This is a genomic window from Planktothrix agardhii (assembly GCF_904830935.1).
GTDB classification, from domain to species: Bacteria; Cyanobacteriota; Cyanobacteriia; order Cyanobacteriales; family Microcoleaceae; genus Planktothrix; species Planktothrix agardhii.
On sequence record NZ_LR882952.1, the window covers coordinates 2,981,283 to 3,006,409 of the forward strand.

Sequence of the window (25,127 nt, forward strand, 5' to 3'; positions counted from 1 at the left end):
TCGATTACTGTGTTTATCACCCTGATCATAACATGAAAACCAAACTTGCGACTATTACATTAAGTCTGATTTTATCGGTACTTTTCCCTTTACAAAGTTTTGCGGGAACCGTTTTAGAAGACATTAAAAGAACCGGAGTTTTAAAAGCAGGAGTCCGACAAGATGCACCCCCATTAGGATTTGTTACATCCGATGGAAAGTGGGAAGGATATTGTATTGAATTAATGGATTTATTAGGAGAAAGATTGCAAAAACAGTTAAAATTAAGTAAACCCATAGAGGTACAATTAATTCCTTCAAATTTACAAAATCGCGAACAATTAGTCAGGGAAGGAAAAGTTCATTTAGAATGTGGCCCTAATACAATTTTGAGGAATCCAGAACCAGGTATTACTTATTCTGATCGGTTTTTAGCCACGGGAGTTCACTTATTAGTTAGACCGGATAATCAATCTTATATTCAACCATCGGGAGCTTTAGAAGCTATTTCCATTGGAGTTTTACCTGCATCCTTAACCCAACAGTTTATTAGCAGTCGCTATTCCTTAGCAAAAGTTGTAGAATACCCAGGAGTTGATGGTCGAAAAAATGCCGCCGAAGATGTAGTTCAAGGTCGTTTAAATGCCTTCGCTAGTGATGGATTATTATTAATTGGAGAAGTGCTCAGAAATCCAGAAATAAAACCTCAAGATTACGCTTTAATTCCCAAAGAACCCTTAACCTGTGAATTTTATGGAATGATTCTCCCCGCCGGAGATATGTCTTGGATTAATACGGTAAATTCCTTGATCTTAGTCGAAGAAACAGTTAATATTTTAACGGGATTATACGGAAAAGATTCAGACTATGTAAAAACCCTCGAAGCGGCTCATAATAAATGTTTACAATAAACCGGGAAAATTGCTAAGTCAGCCAACCACAAGGTTTAATCTTTAAACGGGTATCCTTGAAAATATCCAGGGATACCTCGATATATCCCCGATGATCGATATCAACTTACCCATGATTATTTAGTCGCTTTGATTCGTGAACAAAAAGGAGAACGATTAATTGCTAAATTAGAACTAGAACGAGATCAAGCTCAACGCAAAATTATTGAGGAGAAACCCAATAGTTTTGTCAACCGGGCGATCGCTTCTGTATTTCGTTGGATTAATGCTGATTAGTATGGACAATAAACCTCAAACAGAACAGGAAAAAATGCTGGCGGGAGAATTATATCTCGGCAACGATCCAGAGTTAGTTTTAGGACGGAAACGTGCTTCCAAACTCACTCGTTTATATAATAGTACCACAGAAGATGAGTTAGAAACTCGTCAATTAATTCTCTTGGAATTATTCGATAAAATCGGAAATAATCTGTTCATCACTCCCCCATTTTATTGTGATTATGGCTGTTATATTAAACTGGGGAATAATGTTTACATGAACTTTAACTGTATTATCTTAGACTGCAATTATGTTGAAATTGGGGATAATGTTTTATTAGCGCCTAACGTTCAAATTTATGCCGCCTATCATCCAATTGATCCCGCATTACGCCTAACCGGAAAAGAATTAGCAGCACCGATTAAAATAGGTGATAATGTTTGGATTGGCGGCGGTGCGATTATCTGTCCAGGCGTAGAAATTGGTGATAATACCACCATTGGCGCAGGTAGCGTAGTGGTTGATAATATTCCTTCAGGAGTTCTAGCAGCCGGGAATCCTTGTCGGGTAATTCGGAATTTATAGGGAACAGGGAAGATCCCCCCAAACCCCCCGTGCACGGGGGGCCAGGGGGGGAGGGAATAGGGAACACTGGGGGGAAAGAGTTTATCCCTCGATTCCTTGGATTAATCGGCTAATTTCTGGATAGGTTCCCAGTGTTGAATGTCCTGTAACAACGCCTCATATCCAGCAACATTGGGGTGTAAACCATCAGAACATAACCGAGATTTCCACCAATGTTCCCCTCGATCTGTCCAAATTTCTAATAAATCTAAATAGGGAATATTGCGATCTAAACAGGCGAGACGAGTGGCATCTTTGTAGCGAAATTGATCGGCTAAAGTATAATATAAACAGCCCTGAAAGGGCATTTTACTTTCATCAACTGGAACCATTCCCACAAACAGAACCTGACACATTTTTTCAGCTTGATCTAATAAATGATTTAGGGTAGTTTCAAAATGATCAAATTCCGTGTAATTGCGACCTTGAAACGATTGTACCCGCGCCGAATCATTTAATCCCACAGAAAAAATACTCACATCCGGTAAACGGTTGCGTAATTCTCCCCGATGGCGCAATTCTTGGTCAAGGCGATCGCAAACTTGAATCACCCGATTTCCCCGTACCCCCAAATTGTAGAGAATCGGGCCAACGCTCTCCGGTGACATCCATTGACGCCGCAGTCGTTCCACCCAGCCGCCCCCTTCAGGATCACCAAATCCATAGACGAGACTATCTCCTAACACCACGACTTTCAGAGGCTGACGTTGGGGCACAATGGACAAATTAGCTAGGGTGGGATTGATCGCTGCTTGCATTTTGCTGGAAAATCCTGATGGATGGACAGTTTACCCGGTCAGAATCGCAATTGGTTTCTACAGGGGGTTTATAAAAGTTAACATCTCAAGGAGCTTTTCACTAGATTCCCTACCTAAATATTTCGCAAATTTTTGCACTGATTGACCATAAGTTACTTGCAACTGGTATGCTCAATGTGAGTTCTGTCTTCTGACAGCCCATCGGCTTTACGACAGCACCGGGAGCATCTTCGCTCTATGACTTCAACCGAAAGATAACTAGCCGTGGAATCTTGGCTAAAAGCTGTTTGGATGTCCCAGGGGAATATTCCCTGCTATATATAAACTGAAACTGATTTGCAGGAGGCAACTTGCTAAATGCAAGGCTCTTTAAACGAAATTGATATTCGTAGTATTTTACAACTGATTGAGCTTGGCCAGAGGACAGGGGAACTCATGGTAGAAGCTTACAGTTCATCCCAGACGACGATGGAAATGGAACGCCATCCCATTCGTCTCACGGGACAGTGTTGGCTGGTTTTTTCTTGGAATGGTCGAATTATCTATGCCGGCCAAAGCGAAGGCAGTCTCCAGAGATTACGGGATTATTTACGGCGCTATCAAGCTGAAACCGTCCTTTCGGAGTTGGAAATTCCTTCGATCACATCGGTCAATGCACCGGAATACGGATATTTATGGGCGTTGTTAGAAAATCAAGTGATTACCCCAGAAATTGCCCGTAATATTATTCATTGTATGGTTCAAGAAACCCTATTTGATTTGCTAAGTTTACATCAAGGTGCTTTTATTTTTGAAATGGGATCGGGATTAGCACCCCAGTTAACCACCTTAGAAATTAGTCCCTTATTAGCCAATACTTTCAAACAAGTTCAAGAATGGAAAAAATTCCATCCCCATATTACTTCCCCAAACCAATGTCCTTTGATTACCGATCAGTCAAAATTACAAAAAACAGTCCGACCTAAAGTGTTTGAAAGCCTGAATCATTGGGCGGATGGTCAAACCTCAATTCGTCAAATATCCCGTTACTTACACCGAGATATTGTCACGGTGGCAAAGGCTATTTATCCCTTTGTACAACAGGGACTTGTACAATTGTTGGCTCTCCATCCTGAAAACGTTTTTAACGAGCCAGAACCTTTTACTGATAGGACTAGAACTCCGAGAATTGTTTGTATTGATGATGATCTAGTAATTCGAGAAAGCGTTGAAATTATTTTAAGAGAACAAGGCTATGAAGCCACAGCAATTGGCAACCCTTTAAAAGCATTGAGTTTAGTTTTTCAGCTTAAACCCGATTTAATTCTTTGTGATATTGCCATGCCCGAATTAAATGGGTATGAAATCTGTGCCATGTTAAGAAATTCTACCGCTTTCCGTCAAACTCCGATTGTTATGTTAACAGGAATTGATGGATTTATTGATCGACTCAAAGCTCGTATGGTCAGGGCAACAAATTATTTAACAAAACCCTTTGGAGATGCCGAATTATTAACATTAGTCGAAACCTATATTGGGCCAGGAAAAACAATAGATGCTTCTATTAATACAGATTTAGAAGATGAATTTATGACAGAGTTAGAAACCCTTTGACCTAATATAGCAATCCTAAATAGGTTGTAACATTTTAATGCTGATATGAAACAGCCAGAAGTATTATCTGGTGTTCCCTGTTACCTGTTACCTATTCCCTGTTACCTATTCGGCTATCAAGCTCCCGTACTATTGACGTATAATCGAAATAGAATCACATCTTTTGAGATACTTAGGTTTTCTTACACTCTACGATAAATTTGTAATGCAGCATAAACCTCGTTCCACTTGGACTCAAACCGCCAACCTGACTACAGGTAATTTGGGAGTTTCTAATGGAGAAGAAAAATGAATACAGTTATGGTTGTCGAAGATAGTGTCACTCAACGGGAGATGATTTGTGGTCTTCTCAAGGAAAATGGGTTACAAGTCAGTATCGCCACCGACGGTGTGGAAGCACTTGAAGAAGTGCAAAAAAACCCCCCCGATTTAATGGTGCTAGATATTGTTATGCCCAGGATGAACGGCTATGAACTCTGTCGTCGCCTAAAATCCGATCCCAAAACCCGAGATATTGCCATTGTCATGTGTTCTTCTAAGGGGGAAGAATTTGACCGCTATTGGGGGATGAAACAGGGGGCAGATGCTTATATTGCTAAACCCTTTCAACCCAGTGAACTCATCGGAACCGTTAAACAGTTACTTAGATAATAGGTGAAAAATAACCATGGTTGGGAATTCTGATTTTTTAACCGGGCAAGGAACAGACAGTCCAGAATTTCAAGAACTGGCAACCCCCGAAGGCGAACCCCATCTTCGCTTTTTCGTCCCTTCACGGAATGAATTTGCCATTCCCGCCATCGGGATTCGGGAGGTACTCTTTCAATCGCCAGATCGGATGACCCCGATTCCTAATGTTTCCCCCCTGTTGCTGGGAACCTTCAATCTCAGGGGTCGAGTGATTTGGGTCGCTGATTTAGGCCAATTTTTAGGGGATGCAACCCCCTTAAATACGGATCGAACAGAGATCCATGTTATTGCCGTTGAAGATCAAGACATTATATTAGGATTAGCTGTTGATGAAGTCAATGACATGGCATGGCTTGACCCTGATAAAATGCAAATGCCCACCCAAGTCAGTGATAGTATGACTCCTTTTATCAAAGGAGAGTGGCAAGTTGGAACTGAAGGCAGCGTCCTGCGACTTTTAGACCAAATTGCAATTCTGCGATCGGCTCGTTGGGCAACGTGACCAGCCATCAATCGGGTTTATCCCATAACCATTGAGGAAACCGACTATCAATTGATTATAAAACTGTTTAAGCTAAAGCTTTTAACTTGGGAAACCCAAAACCCCCACCAGAGGTTTTGTCATCCTAATGTTAAATCTCCAATCCTCACTCACCCAGCCCAGGGTAGGGATTATTAGAAAATCTACTACAGACCGGATTACATCCTTATAATTCGTGTTTCTACATCGAAATCTTAACTATTAAGCACGAGCAAAACTAAACTTGAAAGTCAAAAGGGGAATCGCTCATGGCAACAAGCACAGACTTCCTACAAGAGTATCAGCAAACCGAGGAAGCATACTGTCAGGGGAATTATGAACAGGCGGCGGCGCTGGTTTATCAACTGGTAGAAGATTATCCAGAAGATCCATCTGCCCGTCTTCTCTGTGGTCATATCTATGGCTACGGGTTGCAACAGTATGATGTCGCCCGTGAGCAGTATGTCGCCGTCATCAACTTAACCCATGACTCCGAATTACTCGAACAAGCCCATCAAGCCTTAGCCGATACTGACCAATACTTAATAGAATCTCCTCCGGGTAGTTTCGAGGATAGCCTTGATTCCCCAGAAATTTTTAATGCCTTGGTAAACGAAGAAATCGAGGGCGAGGAAATGGATTTAACCCAGGATTTAGATTGGCTCTCAGAAGAAACCAATGGTTCATCCAATGGCACATCCTCCATACCTAATTTAGATTTGGAATCCGCCGATACTCATGGACTGAATGGGTCATCCACCGAAGAAACCCTGATGGATTTTAATGATTTGCAGGATGATAACTTTGATTTTCAAGACTTAGACGATGCTGACTTGGATTTATCCACTTCTGATCTGGATGCTTCCATCGGTTTGGGGTTCAATAATTTAGAGGATGAACCCGATTATGTAAAATCCAATGGTAGTCAATCTCCCCTAAGTTTCACCGAAGATAATCCTTTTGCTTCGGGGGGCGACTTAGAGGAAGGCACAGAAATTTTAAACCCCCTAGACCCGGAAAATTCTTTCACTGAATTAGAAGCCGATCCGTTTACACTGGAAGAAGATGAATCCCTGTCGGTGCCAAACTTTGCCACCGATGAATCTAGCACCAGTGATATTGAACAGTTAAGTGGGGATTTATTCTCTCCCGAGGATGAGTTAGATTGGCTCGATTTCCCAACCGAAAACCCCGAAGACGAATCGGATTCAGTCCACTCACCGGAAACTCTGAATGGGTCATCCCCGGATTATTTATCTCAACCGACTCAATTCCTCGAATTCGATAGCTTCGATGACGATGAATTGGGGGGCTTAAACAATCCAGAGGCCTATGAATCTCATCCGGCAGATCAAAGAGAACTCAACGGTGCTAATCATGAGTCCTCTAGCCCATCCCGTGCCGTGGGTACAGCTTCCTCAAGTTTTGAGGCAGAACTTGACGATATTTTTGCCCCTTTAGAAGATGCAGCCGATTCAGATGGATCGTTGTCACCAGATGAACACCCACCCCAAAATGGTTTCGTCTCGGTCAAGGAAACTTCACCCTTTCAGGAAGATGAATTTGACCCTGATTTAGATTCAGCTTTTAGTTTTTCAGATGAACTCTTCGTTAATGATGCCGATGATTCTGTTTCTCTACCCCCGAACACTACTAATATGAAGGCTAACTATAAGGTTCTGGATGCTGAAGAAAGCAACGAAGAAGAAACACTATTAACCAATAATAATGCGGTCAATGATTCCTACTTGTCCGATCCCGACGACTCTGGCCCCTCAAGGAGTGTGAATGGTGCTTTCAGTTCCAATTATGCTGATGCGGAAGAAGATGAAGAACCAGATGATCTGGTTTTTGATTCGGCAGATATTCCCAATAGTTTTGATCTCGATCCCGATGAAGATACCTTTGGAAATTCCTTTGATGTCACGGTTGAGGCCAATGATACCAATGGCCGTTCCCAAAATGGCAAGGTGGTGGCTCAGACCCCCAATGATTTCTTAGAGGATTTTGAAGAATTTGATGATATTGGGGATTTTGTCATCACCGACAGTGGGGATAATGACCTGTACGTTGATTCAGATTTCAGCAGCGTAGATAGTAAATTTGGTAATACCACCAACAATAGCACCCTCGATAGTGATAGTTCAGCGATTCAGGATGATGAGATTTTTAATACTGCCTACGCTGCATCGGCTGTAACCACCCTAAGCCCGGATTTGGGGGAAGGGATAGATACGATGGTCACCACAGAGCAGGGGGTATTCTCTTTCTTGGAAAATGCTTCCTTGAAACGTAAACCCTTATATATGGCACTGGGGACGGGACTGGCTACCCTGGTTTTAGTGGCAACGGCTACCAATATTTCGACTCGTACCGCCTCCTTAAATGATAAGTCCGAAGTCGTAGACTATCTACGAGGTACAGGATGGCTGTTGACCGCCGTAGCTGGGGGAACCAGTTTTCTGGCGACCTGGGGATTGGGTCGGATCAGTGCCCAACAAATTGCTAAGGCTACAGATGACTTACAAGCTCAATTTGATGCGATTAGTAAGGGGAACTTAGATGCCCGCGCCACGGTTTTTGCTGAGGATGACTTTGGCAAAATGTCCTCTAAATTTAACCATGCAGCCCAATTTATTCAAAGTATTACCCGAGAAGCCCAACGCAAAGCTAAGGAACAAGAAGACGCTAGAGATGATTTACACCGTCAGGTGATTCGGCTTTTGGATGACGTGGAAGGGGCAGCCCGGGGAGATTTAACTGTAACCGCAGAAGTGACGGCAAACGTTTTGGGAGCGGTGGCGGACTCCTTTAACTTAACCATTCAGAACCTGCGGGAAATTGTGGTACAGGTCAAACAAGCCGCCCGTCAGGTCAGTAAGGGAGCTACCGATAGTGCTACCTTTGCCAAGGATGTCGCCGGGGATGCTTTCCGTCAGGCGGAGGAACTCGCTGCTACCCTCAACTCAGTACAGGTACTGACCGATGCCATTCAACGGGTGGCTGAAAGTGCTCGGGAAGCCGAAGAAGTGGCTCGGTCGGCGGCAGCCTTGGCCACTAAAGGCGGGGAAGCGGTACAAATGACCGTGGCGGGGATTCTGAAAATTCGGGAAACCGTAGCAGAAACTAGCCGAGAAGTCAAGCGTTTGGGGGAATCTTCTCAGGAAATTTCTAAAATTGTCGGGCTTATTTCTCAAATTGCCTCCCGAACTAACTTACTGGCTTTAAACGCTAGTATTGAGGCAGCTAGGGCAGGAGAAGCGGGTAAGGGATTTGCGATTGTTGCGGATGAAGTCCGACAGTTGGCAGATAAGTCGGCTAAATCCTTAAAGGATATCGAGCAAATCGTGATGCAAATTCAAAGCCAAACCAATACGGTGATGATGGCGATGTCCCAAGGTCATCAACAGGTGATTGAGGGGACTCGCCTCGCGGAACAAGCTAAACGAGCACTCGATGACATTATTCAAGTGACCAACCGGATTGATGTTCTCGTCCGTTCGATTACGGCGGATACCGTTGAACAGAATGAAACTGCCCGCGCCGTCGCCCAGGTGATGCGAGCGGTGGAACATAGTGCCCAAGAAACTTCCACTGAAGCCCAAAAGGTATCCAGTGCCTTAACTAAACTCGTGGGTGTGGCACGAGACTTGCTGACATCGGTAGAACGCTTCCGTGTCGATTCCTCGGAGAAAGCTTAGGGAGCAGGGGAAGCGGTTTTGATAACTAATGACTAATAACTAACTGATGACTGATAACTGATAACTGATAACTGATTACTGATTACTGATATGCAACTCGAACAGCAACAACGGATTATGGGCTATTTTATTGAGGAGGCGAAAGACCACCTCAATACGATTGAACAGGGATTGCTCAATCTGCAAGCGACGATTGAAGATCCAGAATTGCTCAATGAAGTTTTCCGAGCGGCTCACTCGGTCAAGGGTGGGGCGGCGATGTTGGGACTTAATAGCATTCAACAAACGGCTCACCGTTTAGAAGATAGTTTTAAAATTCTTAAAGAAAACCGTCTTCCGACTCAATTTATTGATCAACAATTAGAATCATTATTTTTACAGGTTTTTGATACATTACAAGCCTTAATTGATCAGTTATCAGGGCCCTATGGCTTAACGGAAGAAGCAGCCAGTGCTATTTTGAAGGATGTCGAGCCTGTTTTTGAAGCTTTAAATTATCATATAAAAGTGGTTCAACAACAGGGGACAAAGCGACCGCCCGAAGTGGAAACCGGAGCCCCGTCCTCTGCATCTAATCGCCCTATTCCTACGACCGTTATATCTAAAGAATCTCCTAGTAGTGCGAAGGATTTGGTATTTCGTAGTGATATTCCCGAACGTCTGAGGGAAATGTTGCAACAGTTCAAACAGTCAGAAACCCAAAAAACTCGTCAAGGGTTAATCGAAACCTGTCGGAGTTTAGCTCGGGCTGGGGAACTCTTTGAGTTGCCCAATTGGGTTAAGTTTATCGAGATCCTAGAAAAAGTGATTGCCAATCCTGATAATCACTATCGGAGTCTAGCACCGATAGTGATTAAATCAATTAAAGAAGCCCAAGAACTGGTTTTAGTGAATCGAGAGGGAGAAATTGTTGTAACAGAAGGAATTACAAAACTTTTGCCTAAAACGGTTATCTCTGCAAAAACAGATAAAAAAACTAAATCATCGCCTCCATCCACGTCCGCATCTAAAACATTTCCAAGTCAATCTAAACCCTCTAAAACTACGACGGAGACAGCCACAAAACCGGGTCAATCGAAACCGGAGAATGGTAAGAAGAAACCCCCTAAATCCGCAACACCGAATAACTCTTTCTCCGATGTGAACTGGTCAGATTCAGCAACAAACCCTAGTAATACCCCACCCCGTTTACAGAATGGCCCAGAAATTACTACCGAAGAATATAACAGTCTCAGAGACTTATTTGAAGGTTTAGATCAATGGGAAAATGAGGTGAATGAAGAAGTCCCCACGTCAACGTCCCCATCCTTGGCAACCGAAACAGAATCAATGTCAGGGGACTTTTTTGATTTGTTGGGAGACGAAAAACCTGAGTTCAATCGGCCAGAAACGTCGAGCCATATACCCCAAATTCAACCAGGGAAAACCCAACAAAATCCAGGTTTAGTGACTTCTGGAGCCGATGATGATCTGGCAAGTTTCTTTGATCACCTTAGTGATGGGGACTCCGCCATCTCAGAAACGGGAACCACAACCAAGCCGACATCGGTAGAAACCAAACAGCATGACCTTGTAGATAGTTTTGGGGATTTATTCGATGAGTTGTTAATTAATCCCCAAGAGGGGATGCCATCTGCCCGTTCTGCCGACCTTTCCCCGACTCAAATTACGGAGTTATTGGAAGATGCAGAAAATTTAGATGATCTATTCGATCAGTTTGACCCCCAAATTCAAACCAGTCAGGAAAGCGACAGCAGCACATCGGGTCAGATCAATGCCCAGGAAGATTGGTTTGAAGAACTTTTACAAGGGGAACTCGAAGAAGCCCCAGATATGGTCTGGGATCAGCCAAGTACCCCTGAACTCCCCAAAACGTCCCCAAAATTAGAACCAGTAGCCACGGTGCAGACCACCCTAGAACTGCCGGAGGATGATTTTGCCAGTTTGGATGCCTTACTCAATTTAGGAGGGGTAGAGAGTCAACCAGAGGAACAGGGAACAGGGAACAGGCTGCGTCGTGAGCTTGTCGAACGAGAACAGGGAACAGAGAACGATGAGGATTTCTTGGATTTAGATGAACTGCTCCATACCCCCGTGGCTGAACCCCTAACACCTAATCCTCCTAAAAATATTAAGTCTCAGACCGCCCGCAAAGCCGTAAATACAGAATCACAACTTTCGGAGGAGGATTCGGAATTTAATGATTTAATCCGATTAATTGAAGATGCTCCTCCTCGATCTCGTTCCACAACTCCTCCTAGGGGGACGTTTGCCAAACCCATTACTGAACAAATTGTTAAGGTTCCGGTCAAACAACTTGATGGTCTTAGTAACTTGATGGGGGAACTGGTAGTTAACCGGAATAGTTTGGAACAAGACCAAGAACGGATGCGACAGTTTTTAGATAACTTGCTGCATCAGGTTTCTTTGTTAGGAGATGTGGGTCAACGGATGCAGGATTTCTATGAGCGATCGCTCTTGGAAATTTCCTTACTCTCCCATCGTCGCAAACCCTTCTGGTTTTCTGACAGTGCCTCGATTCATGATGATGATCCCAATAATGATTTGGACTCAACAGAACTGGATCGGTTTACGCCCTTCCATACCCTGTCCCAAGAGATTATTGAGTTAATTGTGCGGGTACGGGAGTCGAGTGCAGATATTGGATTTTTAGTCGAAGAAGCCGACCAAGTAACTCGGGAGTTGCGACGGATTACAACAGCCTTGCAAGAAGGCCTAAATCGCGCCCGGATGGAACCCTTTGGCAGTGAGGCGGATGCCCTGAAACGTCCCGTGCGGGATATTTCAATTAAGTGTGGGAAACAGGCGGAGTTATTTGTTGAGGGTCGAGATACCTTAATTGACAAAATGTTACTGGGTAAACTCCATGACCCCTTAATTCATTTGGTTAATAATGCCATTACCCACGGGATTGAACCGGCGGATGTGCGGACGGCGGCGGGGAAATCTGCCGTGGGTCGGATCTCGATTCGGGTATTTCACCAAGGAAACCAAACGATTATTGCGATTTCCGATGATGGGGGCGGCATTGACGTGAATCGGGTTAAAGATAAAGCCATTCAGAAAGGCATCATTACCGCCGAGGATGCTGAAAGTATGAGTAACCCAGAAATTTATGATCTGTTATTCCTACCCAACTTTAGTACCAAGGATGTGGCGGATGAATTCGCGGGTCGAGGGGTGGGGATGGATGTGGTGCGAACCAGTTTAACCGATATTCGGGGCGTGATTACAACGGATTCTAACTTGGGACGCGGGACGACGTTCACGATTCGTTTACCCTTGAATATGAGTATTTCTCGGGCGTTGTGCTGTGTGAGCGATCGGGTTCGGATTGCTTTCCCGATGGACGGGGTAGAAGATATGATTGACGTTCCTCGGGAACAAATCCGCGTCGAGTCCGATGGAAGTAAGGTGTTGGAATGGCGGGGTACAATTTTGCCCCTGCGTCATTTGCGGGAACTGTTGACCTATCATCGCCATTTGGGTCGGGGGAATGTCTATGGTGCCAGCACTGAAGAAGACATGATTTCGGTGATTATCCTGCGGTCTTCTAATAGTTATTTGGCGGTACAGGTGGATCAAGTGTTGATTGAACAGGAAATCGTGATCAAACCCTTGGAAGGGCCAGTGCCGAAACCGATTGGGATTGCTGGGGCGACGGTGTTAGGGGATGGTCAAATTGTAGCGATCGCCGATGTCCTAGAACTGATTGATTTGGCCATGGGTCGGATTCGTCGGGATGCTTCGGGCAAAATTTGGCAAATGGGCAGTGCCACGGCTGAACCTGTGGTTCAGAAGTCGGAACCGACGGTATTAATTGTGGATGATTCGATTACGGTGCGATCGCTGCTCTCGCTTACTTTTGAAAAATCCGGTTATCGAGTCGAAGAAGCCCGGGATGGTAAGGAAGCTTGGGAAAAACTAAAATCGGGTTTACCCTGCGATATTGTCTTCTGCGATATTGAAATGCCCCGGATGGATGGGCTGGAATTATTATCTCGGATGCAAAAAGATCCGGCACTAACGAATTTACCTATTGCGATGTTAACGTCTCGCGGTGCGGATCGTCACCGTCAAATGGCTTTTAATTTGGGAGCGAGAGGTTACTTTACGAAGCCTTATTTGGAGGAACAATTATTGGAAGCAGCCGGACGAATGTTACAGGGTGAAGTGGTGGGAAATACCGTCGTTGCTGCGGGGTAAAACCTTGTCGCATGGGTAATAATTTATTACAAAATATTAAGCTGTATTGCAAAGCGTCACAACTACCGAGGGAAAAATGGTTTCCAGGTGGGGGTTTGTGATACCATCACTCATGAATAAAAAGACAAGATAGATTGGGGGAAGACCGTTGACACTACGGGTTGCTGTTGTTGGTTCTGGCCCTGCGGGTGCTTCCGCGGCCGAGACGCTAGTTAAAGCAGGTATTGAAACCTACCTGTTTGAACGCAAGCTGGATAACGCCAAACCCTGTGGTGGGGCGATCCCGCTTTGTATGATCAGTGAGTTTGACTTACCGGCTTACGTCATTGATCGGCGGGTGAGAAAGATGAAAATGATCTCTCCCTCAAACCGTGAGGTTGATATCTTCATTCAAAAAGAAGACGAATATATTGGAATGTGCCGTCGGGAAATTCTCGATGGTTTTATGCGTGATCGCGCTGTCTCTCTGGGGGCGATTTTAATAAATGGTACTGTTCATCAATTAAAAATTCCTCAAACTAATTCCGCACCTTATGTGCTCCATTACCATGATCACAGCACGGCTGAGGGTGGAGTGGGTACACCGAAAACCCTAGAGGTGGATGTAGTCATTGGGGCGGATGGGGCTAACTCCCGCATTGCTAAAGCCATTGATGCTGGGGATTATAATTATGCGATCGCTTTCCAAGAGCGCATTCGGATTCCCGAAGATAAAATGGCCTATTACGAAGATCTGGCGGAAATGTACGTCGGTAACGATGTTTCCCCCGACTTCTACGCTTGGGTATTCCCCAAACATGATCACGTTGCTGTGGGCACGGGGACAATGAAACCCAACCAAGCCATGATCAAACAATTGCAAGCGGGAATTCGCGCCCGGGCTGCTCACCGGATCGAAGGCGGTAAGATTATTAAGGTGGAGGCTCACCCCATTCCCGAACATCCCCGTCCCCGTCGGGTTGTGGGACGAGTGGCTTTAGTCGGAGATGCCGCCGGGACAGTTACCAAGTCCTCTGGAGAAGGCATCTATTTCGCCGCTAAGTCTGGCCGGATGTGTGCGGAAACTATTGTGGAACGCAGTAATGGCGGTCAACGCATTCCGACGGAAGCGGATCTGAAGGACTATATTAGACTCTGGGATAAGAAATATGGGATTACTTATCTGGTGTTAGATATTCTGCAACGGGTCTTTTATCGGACGGATGCGACCCGTGAAGCCTTTGTGGAGATGTGTTCGGATAAGGATGTGCAGAAGTTAACTTTTGATAGCTATTTGTACAAAACCGTTGTTCCGGCTAACCCTTTAACACAGATGAAAATTACCGCCAAAACCCTAGCGAGTTTATTACGCGGCAATGCGTTAGCACCCTAATTAGTTATCATTGATCATTGTAGAGGCGTGCCATGGTACGTCTCTACAAGTTAGTAGTTAACCGATCAATTTTTTTCTTGACTGATAACTAATTATACGGAGAAATTAAGTATGAGTTCAACAAATCCGTCTGAAAACCAACTGAATGCCACGGAGATTTTACAATTAGTACAACAGGAAAAAACAGCAACCTTGAGTCATTTAGTTTCAAGTGTTGTTCATGAAATTAATAATCCCTTGGGGTGTATTGCTGGAAATATTACTTATATTAAAGATTATGTTAAGGATTTATTGAATTTAATTGAATTATATCAAGAACATTATCCTAATCCGGTGGATGAAATCACCGATGAAATTGATTCTATTGATTTAGAATATTTAATCGAAGATGTGCCGAAATTGTTATCTGCGATGGAAAATGGGGCAGAACGGTTACATCAAATTAGTAATTCTTTACGGACATTTGGAAGATTTGAAGGCGATCGCCAAGTGTTATTTAATATTCATGATGGCATTAATAGTGTGTTATTAATGTTAAAAAGTCGCTGCAAAGGCACTAAAATTAGGTCTCCGATTGAAGTTGTTAAAAATTATGGGAATATTCCTGAAATTAATTGTTACCCAGGGCATTTTAATCAAGCTATATCTTATTTAATTAATTATGGGATTAATTCCCTAGATAAAAAAGCAGAAGCTCACCCTGGCGATCCTGAATTTAAACCTACAATTACTATTAAAACCGACTTAAACCAAGATTCTGTACTTTTATCAATTCAAGATAATAGTTTAGGAATATCTGATGACGTTCAAAATGCAATTTTTGAGGATTTATTAATTACAAAACCTGTATTACAAGGCAGTGGGATTGGTTTATCGGTGAGTCGTCAAATCATTGAAGATCGGCATCAAGGCAAAATTATCTGTCGGTCATTGGTGGGAACTGGAACAGAATTTATCATTGAACTTCCTCTGTCTTCATGAGTTAATAAAACTCAATCTATCCCTGGGATTGGAGATATAACCGAGGAGGAAATAGCCACAGAAATAGAAGCTTATAGGAAGTGAAAAATTAAGACAGTTTTGTTGGAAAAACTTTAGGTAAAACCCCGATCTTAAAATCCGTGTAAATCCCATTAATCCGTTAAATCCGTGTTCGGAATTTGTGTAAGTTAAGCGGTTGCTATATGATCGAATTTTATAGGGTTTAATTGTTAAGATTAAAAATAGGATTTAAGTCTAAAATAAAACCCTTTAAAATATTTTCTCCTGATAATTGAGCATGGTTTTGTAGGATTTCAACAGGTTGATTGATTCGATATATTTCTACTTTTTTTTGAATGGGATCAATTAGCCATCCTAATCCTACCCCATTTTGTTGATATTCTTTCATTGTTCAAAAAATTGTTCATCGGTTAAAGTGTGAATAGAGGGTAAATTCAGAGTTAATATTTCCACCATAAAAGTTACCCTTTTGGGGACTATTAAAAGATGATTTAATTATAACTGTTTTTAGTGGAATTACCAATAGTATTATCAACAACTCCCCAAATTCCTGATAAAATTATCCAACTCAAGGTATTTACTCTAAAATCAAATAAACTGACATCAAAACAGTTAAACAAAATTAATCCTAAAAATGTGATTAAATAGCTATAATAAACTAATCGCTCTGAAGGATTAGTTAAGCTATTTGTTAACAATAAAAATCCTTGACTTAAAATCCAACATATTATTACCATAAAAAATAGTGCTGTGGGGATTCCAATTTCAGCAAACATCATTAAAAATAAATTATGGGGATGACCTAACCAAACGTTCATTTTAGCTTCATATAAGGGCGTAAAATTTCTTAATCCCCATCCGGTTAACGGTCGAGTTTGGGCTAAATTTAAGGCAAATTTCCATTGGGTAATTCTTAGAGTTTCTACCGGACGCACAAAATTTTCATCGGTAATTCTTTGCCAAAAATAAGCGGGGATAATCATTCTTAACCCGTCTTTAATCGGAGAAGGTGCAAAAGCTGACCCTAAAACGGCCGTTACTCCCGTAGTCACTAATAAGATTAACCACCACCATCCTAAATATAAAGCATAAGCTAAACTTGATAAAACTGCTAATCCCCAAGCATTACGAGAATTAGTTAAAATTAAGTCAATTGCTGTTAACAATAGTGTAATAATTAATAGTGTTATTTTCTGGTTTTTATTCAGAATATAACCATCATTATTCTCGGCTTTATTTTGCCATTCTTCAATTAATAATCCTAGGGTTAATGTGAAAATAATTATTAAATATGCTGCCAAAATATTAGCATACATAAATACCGATGACATTCGACCCACCGGGTTACCATTTAGTTGTAAACTCCAACCTAAAATTCCCTGTAAAATATCAATTCCCGACCAGCTTAAATACTGTTGTCCTAGTCCCAAAATTATCACGGGAATAGCACCAAATATCATTAACCACGATAACTGTCGCAATTGACTAGGGGTTTGGATAATTTCACTTAACCCCGCAAACATAATAAAATAGGGAATAAAATTAAATAAACCCAGAAAAGACTCCAGGGAATTATTCGCTAAAATAGAAATAATAACTAATAAAATACTTAAAATAGCTAACCCTTGGTTAACGGGATTTTTCCGAATTGATTTGAACTGATGTCTATAACTGAGAATCATTCCTAAAAAAATAGAAATGCTGCCAAATATTGGTAAAATAGGTAATAAAAATACCCCCCATTGTAAACAATTCCAAGGTAAATGTAACCGTCGTTCTGGGTGGGGTAAAAGTATTGATTGCATGGGTTAAAATCAGTCAAAAAACCTTAAATCAGTATTAAGAATAAGCCCAATCTGAACGGGTTAAACGAATTTGTGCTAAAGTAAATATGGTGGGAATAATCCGGGCATAATTAGTAGAAATTGCTCGCCATCCTAAGTCAGCAACTAACCACGTCCATAATAACGGCCCCAGGAAAGAAAATACACTGCGAGTTACGCCATATTTTGTCGCAGTAACCGCCATTCCTCGGTTTGCTGTTTGAATAGCAACATAATTTTGAAATTGAGTTGCTGCGGTTGCGCCTCCTGTGATTAAGGCTTCTTTTGCTACTTGATATTTAGCAAAATGTAAAGCAAATTGACTGGCTATTTGTCCTAAAATTATCGGTCGGATAACAGAATTAACTGCTACCAAACTTCCCGCTTTAAATAACCATCCTAACGGATCTTTTTGGGCAGAAATTGGTAAGGGTTGTAAAGGTTTTGTTTCGGTTAATGCTTTTTGAACTTTTTGGGTGAGGTTGGTTTGTTCTGACTGAGGTAAACGTTTCCAAGCTTGACCTAAAAGGTGTAAAAAAACTTCCGCTTCTAAGTCAGCCGTTGACAGGTTTTTTGAATAGGGAATTTTCAAATAACGACAGACTTGAATTAACGCTTGGCGGTAAGTCACCTGTTGAGTTTTTCCCCGTAAAACCGTTACCCCATCGGCGGCGAGATAGCGAAAACGCTGTTCTAAGGCGTCTAACCAGGCTTCCCGGTCTCGACTTTGAACGTCGATGGGGGTGGGAGTTTGTACATAGTCTAAAGGGTTCAAACCCCGACTAAACAAGAGTTTTGTTAACTGTTCTAACTCATCTTCTGTTGCCAGTTCTAATCCAGATCTAAGTTCGTCCAAGGTTGATATCCTCCTCAATTGGGAGTTTTTCCGTTTCCTATTTTACTACTTTTTGGGAAAATTTGTTATTTTTGAAGTTATCCATAATCCGTTTATTTTAAGCGTAATATCTGAATCAACAAGGAATTAACAATACCCATGAATTCAATCATATTTGATGTCGCCGTTATTGGTGCTGGAGTTTCGGGTTTAATCTGCGCTCAAAAATTACAAAAAGCCGGATATAACGTTATTGTTTTAGATAAATCAAGGGGTGTGGGAGGGCGGATGGCGACTCGACGAGTATCAGGAACTCGTGCAGATCATGGCGTGCGTTATTTGGAACCCAAGGGGGAACTATTACAACAGTTAATTCAAGATTTACAAACTCAGGAACCCTTAGAAAATAAATTACAACTTTGGACAAATACCCTCTATGAGTTTAAACAAAATCAACTCCAACCTCAAACTATTTATCAACCCTATTATATTATGCCTTCTGGTATGAATACCGTGGGAAAAATTATGGCTGAGGGCTTAAATATTCAGGTTAATAGTCGAGTTGAATCTGTAACAATTACAACCGAAATTAATTGGCAATGTCATATAGAATTAATTGATAAAAATAATCCAGAATTGCCTGAAATAGTGACAGCAAAATCTCTGGTTATTGCCATTCCTGCCCCCCAAGCATTGATGTTATTAGAATCTTCTAACATTGAGTTTGAATCTATTTTTTTAAATCAGATCAAATCCGTTGAATACGATCCTTGTATTACGGTAATAGCAGGTTATTCTCAAGAACATAATCCAGATATTCCAGATTGGAAAGCGGTGAATTTCTCCGATGATTCCATATTAGCTTGGGTAGGAATAGATAGCAGTAAACGATTAAATTCTACCAAGCCTGTTTTTGTAATTCAAAGTAATAGTAATTTTGCTCAACAATATTTAGAAGAAACTGATTTAAACGCCGTTGGACAAAAATTAATTGACCAAGCTGCAAATACCTTATTACCCTGGTTAGATACTCCTGAATGGATACAAATTCATCGCTGGCGTTATGCCTTTTGTCGAACACCTTTAAGCGTTTCCTGTTTAACAAATACAACTCCATTACCCCTAGTTTTTGCGGGGGACTGGTGTGGCCGAAATCAAATTGAAGGAGCGTTAAAATCGGGAATAGATGCCGCCAATTGGTTACAAAATCAACCTATTTAAAGGGAACAGGGAATAGGCTGCGCCGTGAGCGTTGGTCTTAAACAATATGGTCAGGCTCCAGGGGACAAGGATACTGCTGATCTCCGGTTTCCACTTGTAGGGTAGGATGGTCGATGTCAAAGTGATGATGCAATTCCTCGCTGATATGGGTTAAAAAGCTATCCCCTGGGCAGCCTTCGGGCATCACCAAATGGGCTGTCAGGGCTGTTTCTGTGGTACTCATGCCCCAAATATGAAGATCATGGACTTGTGCCACCCCGGGTAACTCTTGCAGAAAAGTCCGTACTGCCAGGGGTTCGATGTGCTTGGGTACTCGATCCAAAATTAATCCTAGGGCATCCCGCAGTAGGTTCCAAGTCCCTACCACAATTACTACCACAATCACTAAACTGATAGCGGGATCAAACCATAGCCACCCCGTTAACAGAATGGCTATGCCCGCGAACACCACCCCCAGAGAAACCAGGGCATCGGCCGCCATGTGCAGAAACGCACCCCGAATATTAATATCTTTCTTACCCCCAGAGAAAAATAATAGGGCGGTCAGGGTATTGATCACGACCCCCACCCCAGCCACCCAAATTAGGGTCATACCCGGCACGGGAGTGGGTTCTTGGAGTCGGCGCAGGGCTTCCCAGGTAATGCCTCCCATCGCCAGTAGGAGCAGAATTCCATTGAGTAGGGCGGCTAAAATTGATGATCGCCGCCAACCATAGGTATAGGTTTGATTGGGCGGAAGCTGCCCCAGGTAACTAGCACCCCAGGCTAGTAACAGCCCCAGCACATCACTTAGGTTGTGTCCGGCATCAGCTAGTAGTGCCAGGGATTGGGTAATTAATCCAAAGGCAACCTCAATCAACACAAAGCCTATATTTAAACCAATACCGATTTGAAAAGCCCGGTTATAGGTTTTTGGAACATGACTATGGGAGTGATGATCAACCACAACAGATATCCTCAATAACTATTTATTCATAATATTAACCCTGGGAAGTCGATGTTTGAATCCACAAAGGATTTCCCATGAAATTGTACCAATGGTATTCGCCCAATCATCGGCAGAAATCGAATATTCTCCATCTTCACCTAATAATGTAACAACTTCCCCAACTTGTAAATCAGGAATTTCACTCACATCCAACATGATTTGATCCATGGTAATTGTGCCGATTTGATTCACCCATTGACCCCGAATTAAGACTTTTATTTTATTAGAAAGATTCCGAGGAATGCCATCGGCATAACCAATGCCAATCACGGCAATTTTAGTTTGTTTTTTGGCAATAAATTGATAACCATAACTGACTCCAGTTCCGGCTTCAATGGTTTTAACTTGTGTTACCCGGGCTTTAATTTGCATAGCGGGTTTTAAAGTAACTACAGAGGTTAAATGAGTGGCAGGATAAAGACCATAAACACTTAATCCAATTCGCACCATATCATAATGTAAATTCCGATCTGCTAATGTTGCTGCGGAGTTGGCAATATGTAATAATGGAAATTGGGGATCAGCATCCGATTGCCAATGATCGCGGATTTCATTAATTACATTTTCATAGCGATAATGTTGTTGTCGCATCACCGTGGGATCCCTACTGTCGGCCGTGGCAAAGTGGGAATAAATTCCGGCTAATTCTAAATTAGGTAATCGTTGAACTAATTTAAAAAATTCTAACCCTTGTTGCCAGGGAGTTCCTAACCGTGACATTCCGGTATCAATCTTAATTTGAACTGCTAAAGATTGATTTAATTGATTTAAAGTTTCTGAAAATAATAATGCCTGTTGAGGTGTGCATAAAGTGGGTTGCAGTTGCCAATGGGCGATCGCTTGCACTTCTTCGGCCGTATGGATCGCCCCCAATAGTAATATCGGTTGCTTAATACCCGCCTCTCGCAATTCTATCCCTTCTGGGAGGGTGGCAACGGCTAACCACTCAGCCCCCGCCTGAAAAACGGTTTTAGCAACGGAAACCGCCCCATGTCCATAGGCGTCGGCTTTGACCACCGCCATTAATTTTGTTTGGGGAGATAATAAACCCTTAATCTGGCGGATATTTTCAGCGATCGCATCTAAATCCACTTCCACCCACGCCCGTTGACGAATCCCAACGTCTATTTCCGAATTGAGCAAAGTCGTGTTTTTAATAGAAATAGATTTTCCACTCAGCATATTTTTGTCGTTTAACCCCTGAAGGCGTTAAGCTGTGTTAATATCGGTCAAATCTTATCGCAAAATCTAGCCAATGGGTAGTGTTTTGGTATTGAACGCCTCCTATGAGCCTCTCAATATTACGACTTGGCGACGGGCGGTTGTCTTATTACTCAAAGAAAAAGCCGAGCAGGTTGAGCATAATGGAAAATTCCTTCTTCCCGATTTTCCCTTGCCCACCGTGATTAGGCTGCGACACTATGTTCGAGTTCCCTATAAAGATATTCCCCTTACCCGAAGGAATATACTGCACCGAGATAGCCACTCTTGTCAATACTGTGGTCATACCGGAGAGGATTTAACCCTAGATCATGTTATTCCCAGGTCTCGTGGGGGCGGGGATACCTGGGAAAATTTAGTTTCAGCCTGTGTTTGCTGTAATATCAGAAAGGGCAGCCGCACCCCCAAAGAAGCCGGAATGATTTTGCGGATAACACCGCGTAAACCCCATAGCAGCCTCTATTTTGAGGTGACTCGGCACGTTAAAAGCGGTATGAACAAAGAATGGCAAAAATATGTAATTGGTCTTTAATTTTGCATTCAGTTGAATGGGGAGTAGGGGGAGTAGGGGAGGCAGGGGAGGCAGGGGGAGCAGGGGCAGGGCTGTTTCATTCTCTAGGAAAAACTGTGTGACATCCCCCCCAACCCCTCTCCTGCGAGGAGAGGGGGGACTAATTATTACTATTAAACATAAAAAATTATTTATTACTCCCCCTTCCCTAGTAGGGAAGGGGGTTGGGGGGTTAGGTCTTAGGGGTTGGCAATGGAACATGAAACAGCCCTGGGAGCAGGGGGAGCAGGGGGAGCAGGGGGAGCAGGGGGAGCAGGGGGAGCAGGGGGAGCAGGGGAGGTAAACTTTTGCTATTACCCATTCGTAATTCGTAATTCGTAATTCCTTCAGCAATTTAAAATCGTTCTGTTTCTGACCTACCGGGGGTTTGAATGCTTCCGGGTTGATTAATAAACAGGTTAGCTGCACCATCATTTTGATAAATACAGTTAATGGTGGGATTACTTTCTAATTCCCCCGTAAATCCAAAGGTATTCATTCGTTGTCTACAATCTCGCTCTTGTTCATTATTCAGCAGATTCCGTTGTTTTAAAATTGCCCAATTACTTGTGCGGAGAACGCATCCTGGTTGCAGTTTCGGTTGTGTTACATACACATTGAAGGGGTTAAGGGTGACAAAGACACGCAAATCCGTGACCATTGCACTCGCGCCAAATTTAATACAGGTTTCGGTATTCGGTGCATTTTGGTCAATAAATTGGCTAGAGGCCACGTTAGATGGATTTAAGGTGGTGGTGGAACTAATTGCAATTCCAATCCCAATTCCTAAAATCAGTACCCCGCCAATTACTGCTAAAGCCGTGTAATTAAATAGCGAAGATTTAGCAGGTGCCATTTTGGTTCTACGTCTCATATTAACTCAACAGGGTTGAAACACTCAAACTAGAGTAGAGTATATTCCTTCTGATATGTTATCGCGTTTGGCCGTTGGTTGTGAGTTTTTAGCGTTGTTGGTTAGTGTTGTTGGTTGTTAGCGAGCGAGGACGCTCGCACTACTGGCTCCGTAACTTTCAACCGCCAATATTCAGTAACCTTGTCGCCATCGCAATGATTCATTAAACTATGTACAGTCTAATAATTCATAAATTCTGTTAACCCTCAACCCTTTGATTTTTTCAAAAAGGAGAAAAAGCCGTGTCTGTTGAGACAGTACAAAAGAGTGCCACCGTTAGAAAAATTGCCCCCCGTTATCGGGTTTTGCTACATAACGATGATTATAATTCCATGGAGTATGTTGTCCAAGTGTTGATGACAACGGTTCCCAGTTTGACTCAACCCCAGGCGGTGAGTATTATGATGGAAGCCCATACTAATAATCTTGCCTTGGTGATTACTTGTGCTCAAGAACACGCAGAATTTTACTGCGAAACCTTAAAAAATCATGGACTCATTAGCACTATTGAACCCGATGAATAAACCATCTTAACTATAGGATAATGGGTTTGAAATACGATCTTGAATTTCTAAGAGAATATCCTGCTTTTCTGAGAATTGTTATTTTTCTCCTGGTTTTGGTGTTGCTTTGGCTTCCCCTGGCGGCACCTTTTTATTTTTTTATTAGCGATCGCAATTTTGTTAGTATTATTACGTTAATTTTCCTTTATGTCGAGTTTATTATATTAATTCACTTCTGGGCAAAAATAATTTATCGTGAATCTCACCCACTAACTCGCTATGGTTTAGTTTTTAATCCTAAAAATTATCAAAATTATCTCAAAGGATTATTATTAGGATTATTCAGTTTAATGGGATTATTTATCATAGAATCCCTGTTCGGTTGGGTAATATGGCAACCTGCAAACCCTAATTTTTTAAGCATTATTTTAGAAGGGTTTTTAGTTGCCCTGGGAATTGGGTTTGCTGAAGAATTATTTTTTAGGGGATGGTTACTAGATGAACTAAAACGAGATTGTAACCCTAAAATTGCTTGGGGAATTAATAGTATAATTTTTGCGGGTTTACATTTTATTAAACCCTTGGCAGAAATTCAAAGAACTGCTTTACAATTTCCTGGTTTAGTGTTATTAGGATTAATATTAGTTGTCTCAAAACTAGCTTGGTTTCCCGCTTCTTCTAATAGTTTGCAGTTAAGTCCCTCCGGTTGGTTGGGTTTGCCGATGGGGTTGCATGGGGGTTTAGTTTGGGGTTATTATATAATTAATGTTGGGCAATTAATTAATTATTCTGATACGGTTTCTGAGGCTATTACCGGAATTGATAAAAACCCCTTAGCGGGGGTGATGGGGTTGTTTTGTTTGGGGGCAATTGGAATTTTTATCTGGTATAAATCGTTATTTAGAAAATTAAAATAGGGAACACCGGAACAGCCCCCCCAAACCCCAGGGCTATTTCATTGAATAATTTATCAGGAAAATTACCATTTTAAAAAATCTTTCAATTTTGCCCCACTCAATTTGACATTATTCAGGTCTAGTCCACTAAAATCAATTTCTTCTAAATCTAATCCATTCAGAAATGCACCATTCAAGGTGACTCCGTTTAACTGTGCCCCTCTTAAATTCGCCCCACTTAATCTAGCTCCGGTTAAATTTGTCCAGTTTAAATTGGCTTTTTCTAAATTAGCAGACCGGAGATTAATTCCCTTTAAGTTCGCGCCACATAAATTCACTCCGGTTAAATTGGCACGAAATAAATTTACACAAAATAGAATCGCACCACTCAGTTTTGCATTAGTCAAATTGACGCCATTTAATTGGGCACCTTGGAGGTTAGCTTTAGTTAAATCGGCTTCAATTAATTGGCTGCCTTTCATTATTAGTCAGTATACAACAACAATTGGAATTTAATGGTTTATAAATTTTTGTAAACTTT

The 25,127-nt window shown here is 42.2% G+C and carries 21 protein-coding genes and 1 pseudogene; 14 read left to right on the forward strand and 8 right to left on the reverse strand.

Going from position 1 to position 25,127, the window contains the following annotated elements:
- The first annotated feature begins 32 nt into the window (after positions 1-32).
- The 3 genes from NMG88_RS14000 (at position 33) to NMG88_RS14010 (ending at position 1,734) form a co-directional block, all read left to right on the forward strand.
- On the forward strand, positions 33-890 hold the full coding sequence (locus NMG88_RS14000) for a transporter substrate-binding domain-containing protein (RefSeq protein ID WP_042154602.1): 858 nt from the start codon (positions 33-35) through the stop codon (positions 888-890).
- Positions 891-1,019: 129 nt separating this feature from the next.
- Positions 1,020-1,166, forward strand: a complete 147-nt coding sequence (locus NMG88_RS14005) for a hypothetical protein (RefSeq protein WP_158442898.1) — start codon at positions 1,020-1,022, stop codon at positions 1,164-1,166.
- A gap of 1 nt (position 1,167) precedes the next feature.
- A complete protein-coding gene (locus NMG88_RS14010) occupies positions 1,168-1,734 on the forward strand; it encodes a sugar O-acetyltransferase (protein ID WP_254035543.1) in 567 nt (188 codons plus the stop codon).
- A gap of 101 nt (positions 1,735-1,835) precedes the next feature.
- Here NMG88_RS14010 and NMG88_RS14015 read toward each other — a convergent pair whose 3' ends face one another.
- Entirely contained in the window at positions 1,836-2,531 is a 696-nt protein-coding gene (locus NMG88_RS14015) for a GDSL-type esterase/lipase family protein (RefSeq protein WP_254035544.1), read from the reverse strand.
- 357 nt (positions 2,532-2,888) lie between these two features.
- On the opposite strand from NMG88_RS14015, the gene NMG88_RS14020 reads away from it, so the two are divergent.
- From NMG88_RS14020 to NMG88_RS14050, 7 genes are all read left to right on the forward strand, one after another.
- Positions 2,889-4,124 carry a response regulator gene (locus NMG88_RS14020; protein ID WP_026796691.1) on the forward strand — a complete coding sequence of 412 codons (1,236 nt, stop codon included), beginning with the start codon at positions 2,889-2,891 and terminating at the stop codon, positions 4,122-4,124.
- Positions 4,125-4,412: 288 nt separating this feature from the next.
- Positions 4,413-4,775 (forward strand): response regulator transcription factor, encoded by a 363-nt coding sequence (locus NMG88_RS14025; protein ID WP_026795306.1) that lies wholly within the window; start codon positions 4,413-4,415, stop codon positions 4,773-4,775.
- Positions 4,776-4,791: 16 nt separating this feature from the next.
- Entirely contained in the window at positions 4,792-5,316 is a 525-nt protein-coding gene (locus NMG88_RS14030; RefSeq protein WP_026788064.1) for a chemotaxis protein CheW, read from the forward strand.
- A 287-nt stretch (positions 5,317-5,603) separates the two neighbouring features.
- The gene (locus NMG88_RS14035; protein ID WP_227381515.1) at positions 5,604-9,035 is read left to right on the forward strand and encodes a methyl-accepting chemotaxis protein; all 3,432 of its coding nucleotides are present in this window, start codon (positions 5,604-5,606) and stop codon (positions 9,033-9,035) included.
- A 90-nt stretch (positions 9,036-9,125) separates the two neighbouring features.
- Entirely contained in the window at positions 9,126-13,262 is a 4,137-nt protein-coding gene (locus NMG88_RS14040) for a hybrid sensor histidine kinase/response regulator (RefSeq protein ID WP_254035545.1), read from the forward strand.
- 148 nt (positions 13,263-13,410) lie between these two features.
- Entirely contained in the window at positions 13,411-14,634 is a 1,224-nt protein-coding gene (chlP, locus tag NMG88_RS14045) for a geranylgeranyl reductase (protein WP_042154596.1), read from the forward strand.
- Between the two features lie 111 nt (positions 14,635-14,745).
- Complete coding sequence (locus NMG88_RS14050) at positions 14,746-15,615, forward strand: sensor histidine kinase (RefSeq protein ID WP_235751568.1); 870 nt, start codon at positions 14,746-14,748, stop codon at positions 15,613-15,615.
- A 223-nt stretch (positions 15,616-15,838) separates the two neighbouring features.
- Here the strand turns inward: NMG88_RS14050 and NMG88_RS14055 are convergent, their stop codons facing one another.
- From NMG88_RS14055 to NMG88_RS14065, 3 genes are all read right to left on the reverse strand, one after another.
- Positions 15,839-16,024, reverse strand: a complete 186-nt coding sequence (locus NMG88_RS14055; protein ID WP_042154594.1) for a Uma2 family endonuclease — start codon at positions 16,022-16,024, stop codon at positions 15,839-15,841.
- A gap of 103 nt (positions 16,025-16,127) precedes the next feature.
- Entirely contained in the window at positions 16,128-17,441 is a 1,314-nt protein-coding gene (locus NMG88_RS14060) for an O-antigen ligase family protein (RefSeq protein ID WP_042154592.1), read from the reverse strand.
- A 34-nt stretch (positions 17,442-17,475) separates the two neighbouring features.
- Positions 17,476-18,315: a YaaW family protein gene (locus NMG88_RS14065; protein ID WP_027249969.1), complete on the reverse strand. Its 840-nt coding sequence runs from the start codon at positions 18,313-18,315 to the stop codon at positions 17,476-17,478.
- A 138-nt stretch (positions 18,316-18,453) separates the two neighbouring features.
- On the opposite strand from NMG88_RS14065, the gene NMG88_RS14070 reads away from it, so the two are divergent.
- Positions 18,454-19,515, forward strand: coding sequence for an NAD(P)/FAD-dependent oxidoreductase (locus tag NMG88_RS14070; RefSeq protein WP_042154589.1), 1,062 nt, complete (start codon positions 18,454-18,456; stop codon positions 19,513-19,515).
- A 37-nt stretch (positions 19,516-19,552) separates the two neighbouring features.
- Here the strand turns inward: NMG88_RS14070 and NMG88_RS14075 are convergent, their stop codons facing one another.
- The gene (locus tag NMG88_RS14075; protein WP_042154587.1) at positions 19,553-20,461 is read right to left on the reverse strand and encodes a cation diffusion facilitator family transporter; all 909 of its coding nucleotides are present in this window, start codon (positions 20,459-20,461) and stop codon (positions 19,553-19,555) included.
- Between the two features lie 18 nt (positions 20,462-20,479).
- On the reverse strand, positions 20,480-21,685 hold the full coding sequence (gene alr / locus NMG88_RS14080) for an alanine racemase (RefSeq protein WP_042154586.1): 1,206 nt from the start codon (positions 21,683-21,685) through the stop codon (positions 20,480-20,482).
- A gap of 73 nt (positions 21,686-21,758) precedes the next feature.
- On the opposite strand from alr, the gene NMG88_RS14085 reads away from it, so the two are divergent.
- Positions 21,759-22,256 carry an HNH endonuclease gene (locus NMG88_RS14085; protein WP_042154584.1) on the forward strand — a complete coding sequence of 166 codons (498 nt, stop codon included), beginning with the start codon at positions 21,759-21,761 and terminating at the stop codon, positions 22,254-22,256.
- A gap of 373 nt (positions 22,257-22,629) precedes the next feature.
- Here NMG88_RS14085 and NMG88_RS14090 read toward each other — a convergent pair whose 3' ends face one another.
- The gene (locus NMG88_RS14090; protein ID WP_042154580.1) at positions 22,630-23,148 is read right to left on the reverse strand and encodes a DUF3172 domain-containing protein; all 519 of its coding nucleotides are present in this window, start codon (positions 23,146-23,148) and stop codon (positions 22,630-22,632) included.
- Positions 23,149-23,429: 281 nt separating this feature from the next.
- Between NMG88_RS14090 and clpS the strand changes: the two genes are divergently transcribed.
- Both clpS and NMG88_RS14100 read left to right on the forward strand, forming a co-directional pair.
- The gene (clpS, locus tag NMG88_RS14095; protein WP_042154579.1) at positions 23,430-23,711 is read left to right on the forward strand and encodes an ATP-dependent Clp protease adapter ClpS; all 282 of its coding nucleotides are present in this window, start codon (positions 23,430-23,432) and stop codon (positions 23,709-23,711) included.
- A 26-nt stretch (positions 23,712-23,737) separates the two neighbouring features.
- On the forward strand, positions 23,738-24,607 hold the full coding sequence (locus tag NMG88_RS14100; protein WP_227357969.1) for a CPBP family intramembrane glutamic endopeptidase: 870 nt from the start codon (positions 23,738-23,740) through the stop codon (positions 24,605-24,607).
- 83 nt (positions 24,608-24,690) lie between these two features.
- On the opposite strand, the pseudogene NMG88_RS14105 reads toward NMG88_RS14100, so the two are convergent.
- A pseudogene (locus NMG88_RS14105) lies at positions 24,691-25,068 on the reverse strand (pentapeptide repeat-containing protein); the annotation flags it as partial.
- Positions 25,069-25,127 lie beyond the last annotated feature (59 nt).

Bases quoted from the DNA above. Each gene is read 5' to 3' on its own strand.
- NMG88_RS14000 (WP_042154602.1), top strand. From the start codon at position 33: ATGAAAACCAAACTTGCGACTATTACATTAAGTCTGATTTTATCGGTA.
- NMG88_RS14010 (WP_254035543.1), top strand. From the start codon at position 1,168: ATGGACAATAAACCTCAAACAGAACAGGAAAAAATGCTGGCGGGAGAA.
- NMG88_RS14015 (WP_254035544.1), bottom strand. From the start codon at position 2,531: ATGCAAGCAGCGATCAATCCCACCCTAGCTAATTTGTCCATTGTGCCC.
- NMG88_RS14020 (WP_026796691.1), top strand. From the start codon at position 2,889: ATGCAAGGCTCTTTAAACGAAATTGATATTCGTAGTATTTTACAACTG.
- NMG88_RS14025 (WP_026795306.1), top strand. From the start codon at position 4,413: ATGAATACAGTTATGGTTGTCGAAGATAGTGTCACTCAACGGGAGATG.
- NMG88_RS14030 (WP_026788064.1), top strand. From the start codon at position 4,792: ATGGTTGGGAATTCTGATTTTTTAACCGGGCAAGGAACAGACAGTCCA.
- NMG88_RS14035 (WP_227381515.1), top strand. From the start codon at position 5,604: ATGGCAACAAGCACAGACTTCCTACAAGAGTATCAGCAAACCGAGGAA.
- NMG88_RS14040 (WP_254035545.1), top strand. From the start codon at position 9,126: ATGCAACTCGAACAGCAACAACGGATTATGGGCTATTTTATTGAGGAG.
- NMG88_RS14050 (WP_235751568.1), top strand. From the start codon at position 14,746: ATGAGTTCAACAAATCCGTCTGAAAACCAACTGAATGCCACGGAGATT.
- NMG88_RS14055 (WP_042154594.1), bottom strand. From the start codon at position 16,024: ATGAAAGAATATCAACAAAATGGGGTAGGATTAGGATGGCTAATTGAT.
- NMG88_RS14060 (WP_042154592.1), bottom strand. From the start codon at position 17,441: ATGCAATCAATACTTTTACCCCACCCAGAACGACGGTTACATTTACCT.
- NMG88_RS14070 (WP_042154589.1), top strand. From the start codon at position 18,454: ATGAATTCAATCATATTTGATGTCGCCGTTATTGGTGCTGGAGTTTCG.
- alr (WP_042154586.1), bottom strand. From the start codon at position 21,685: ATGCTGAGTGGAAAATCTATTTCTATTAAAAACACGACTTTGCTCAAT.
- NMG88_RS14085 (WP_042154584.1), top strand. From the start codon at position 21,759: ATGGGTAGTGTTTTGGTATTGAACGCCTCCTATGAGCCTCTCAATATT.
- NMG88_RS14090 (WP_042154580.1), bottom strand. From the start codon at position 23,148: ATGAGACGTAGAACCAAAATGGCACCTGCTAAATCTTCGCTATTTAAT.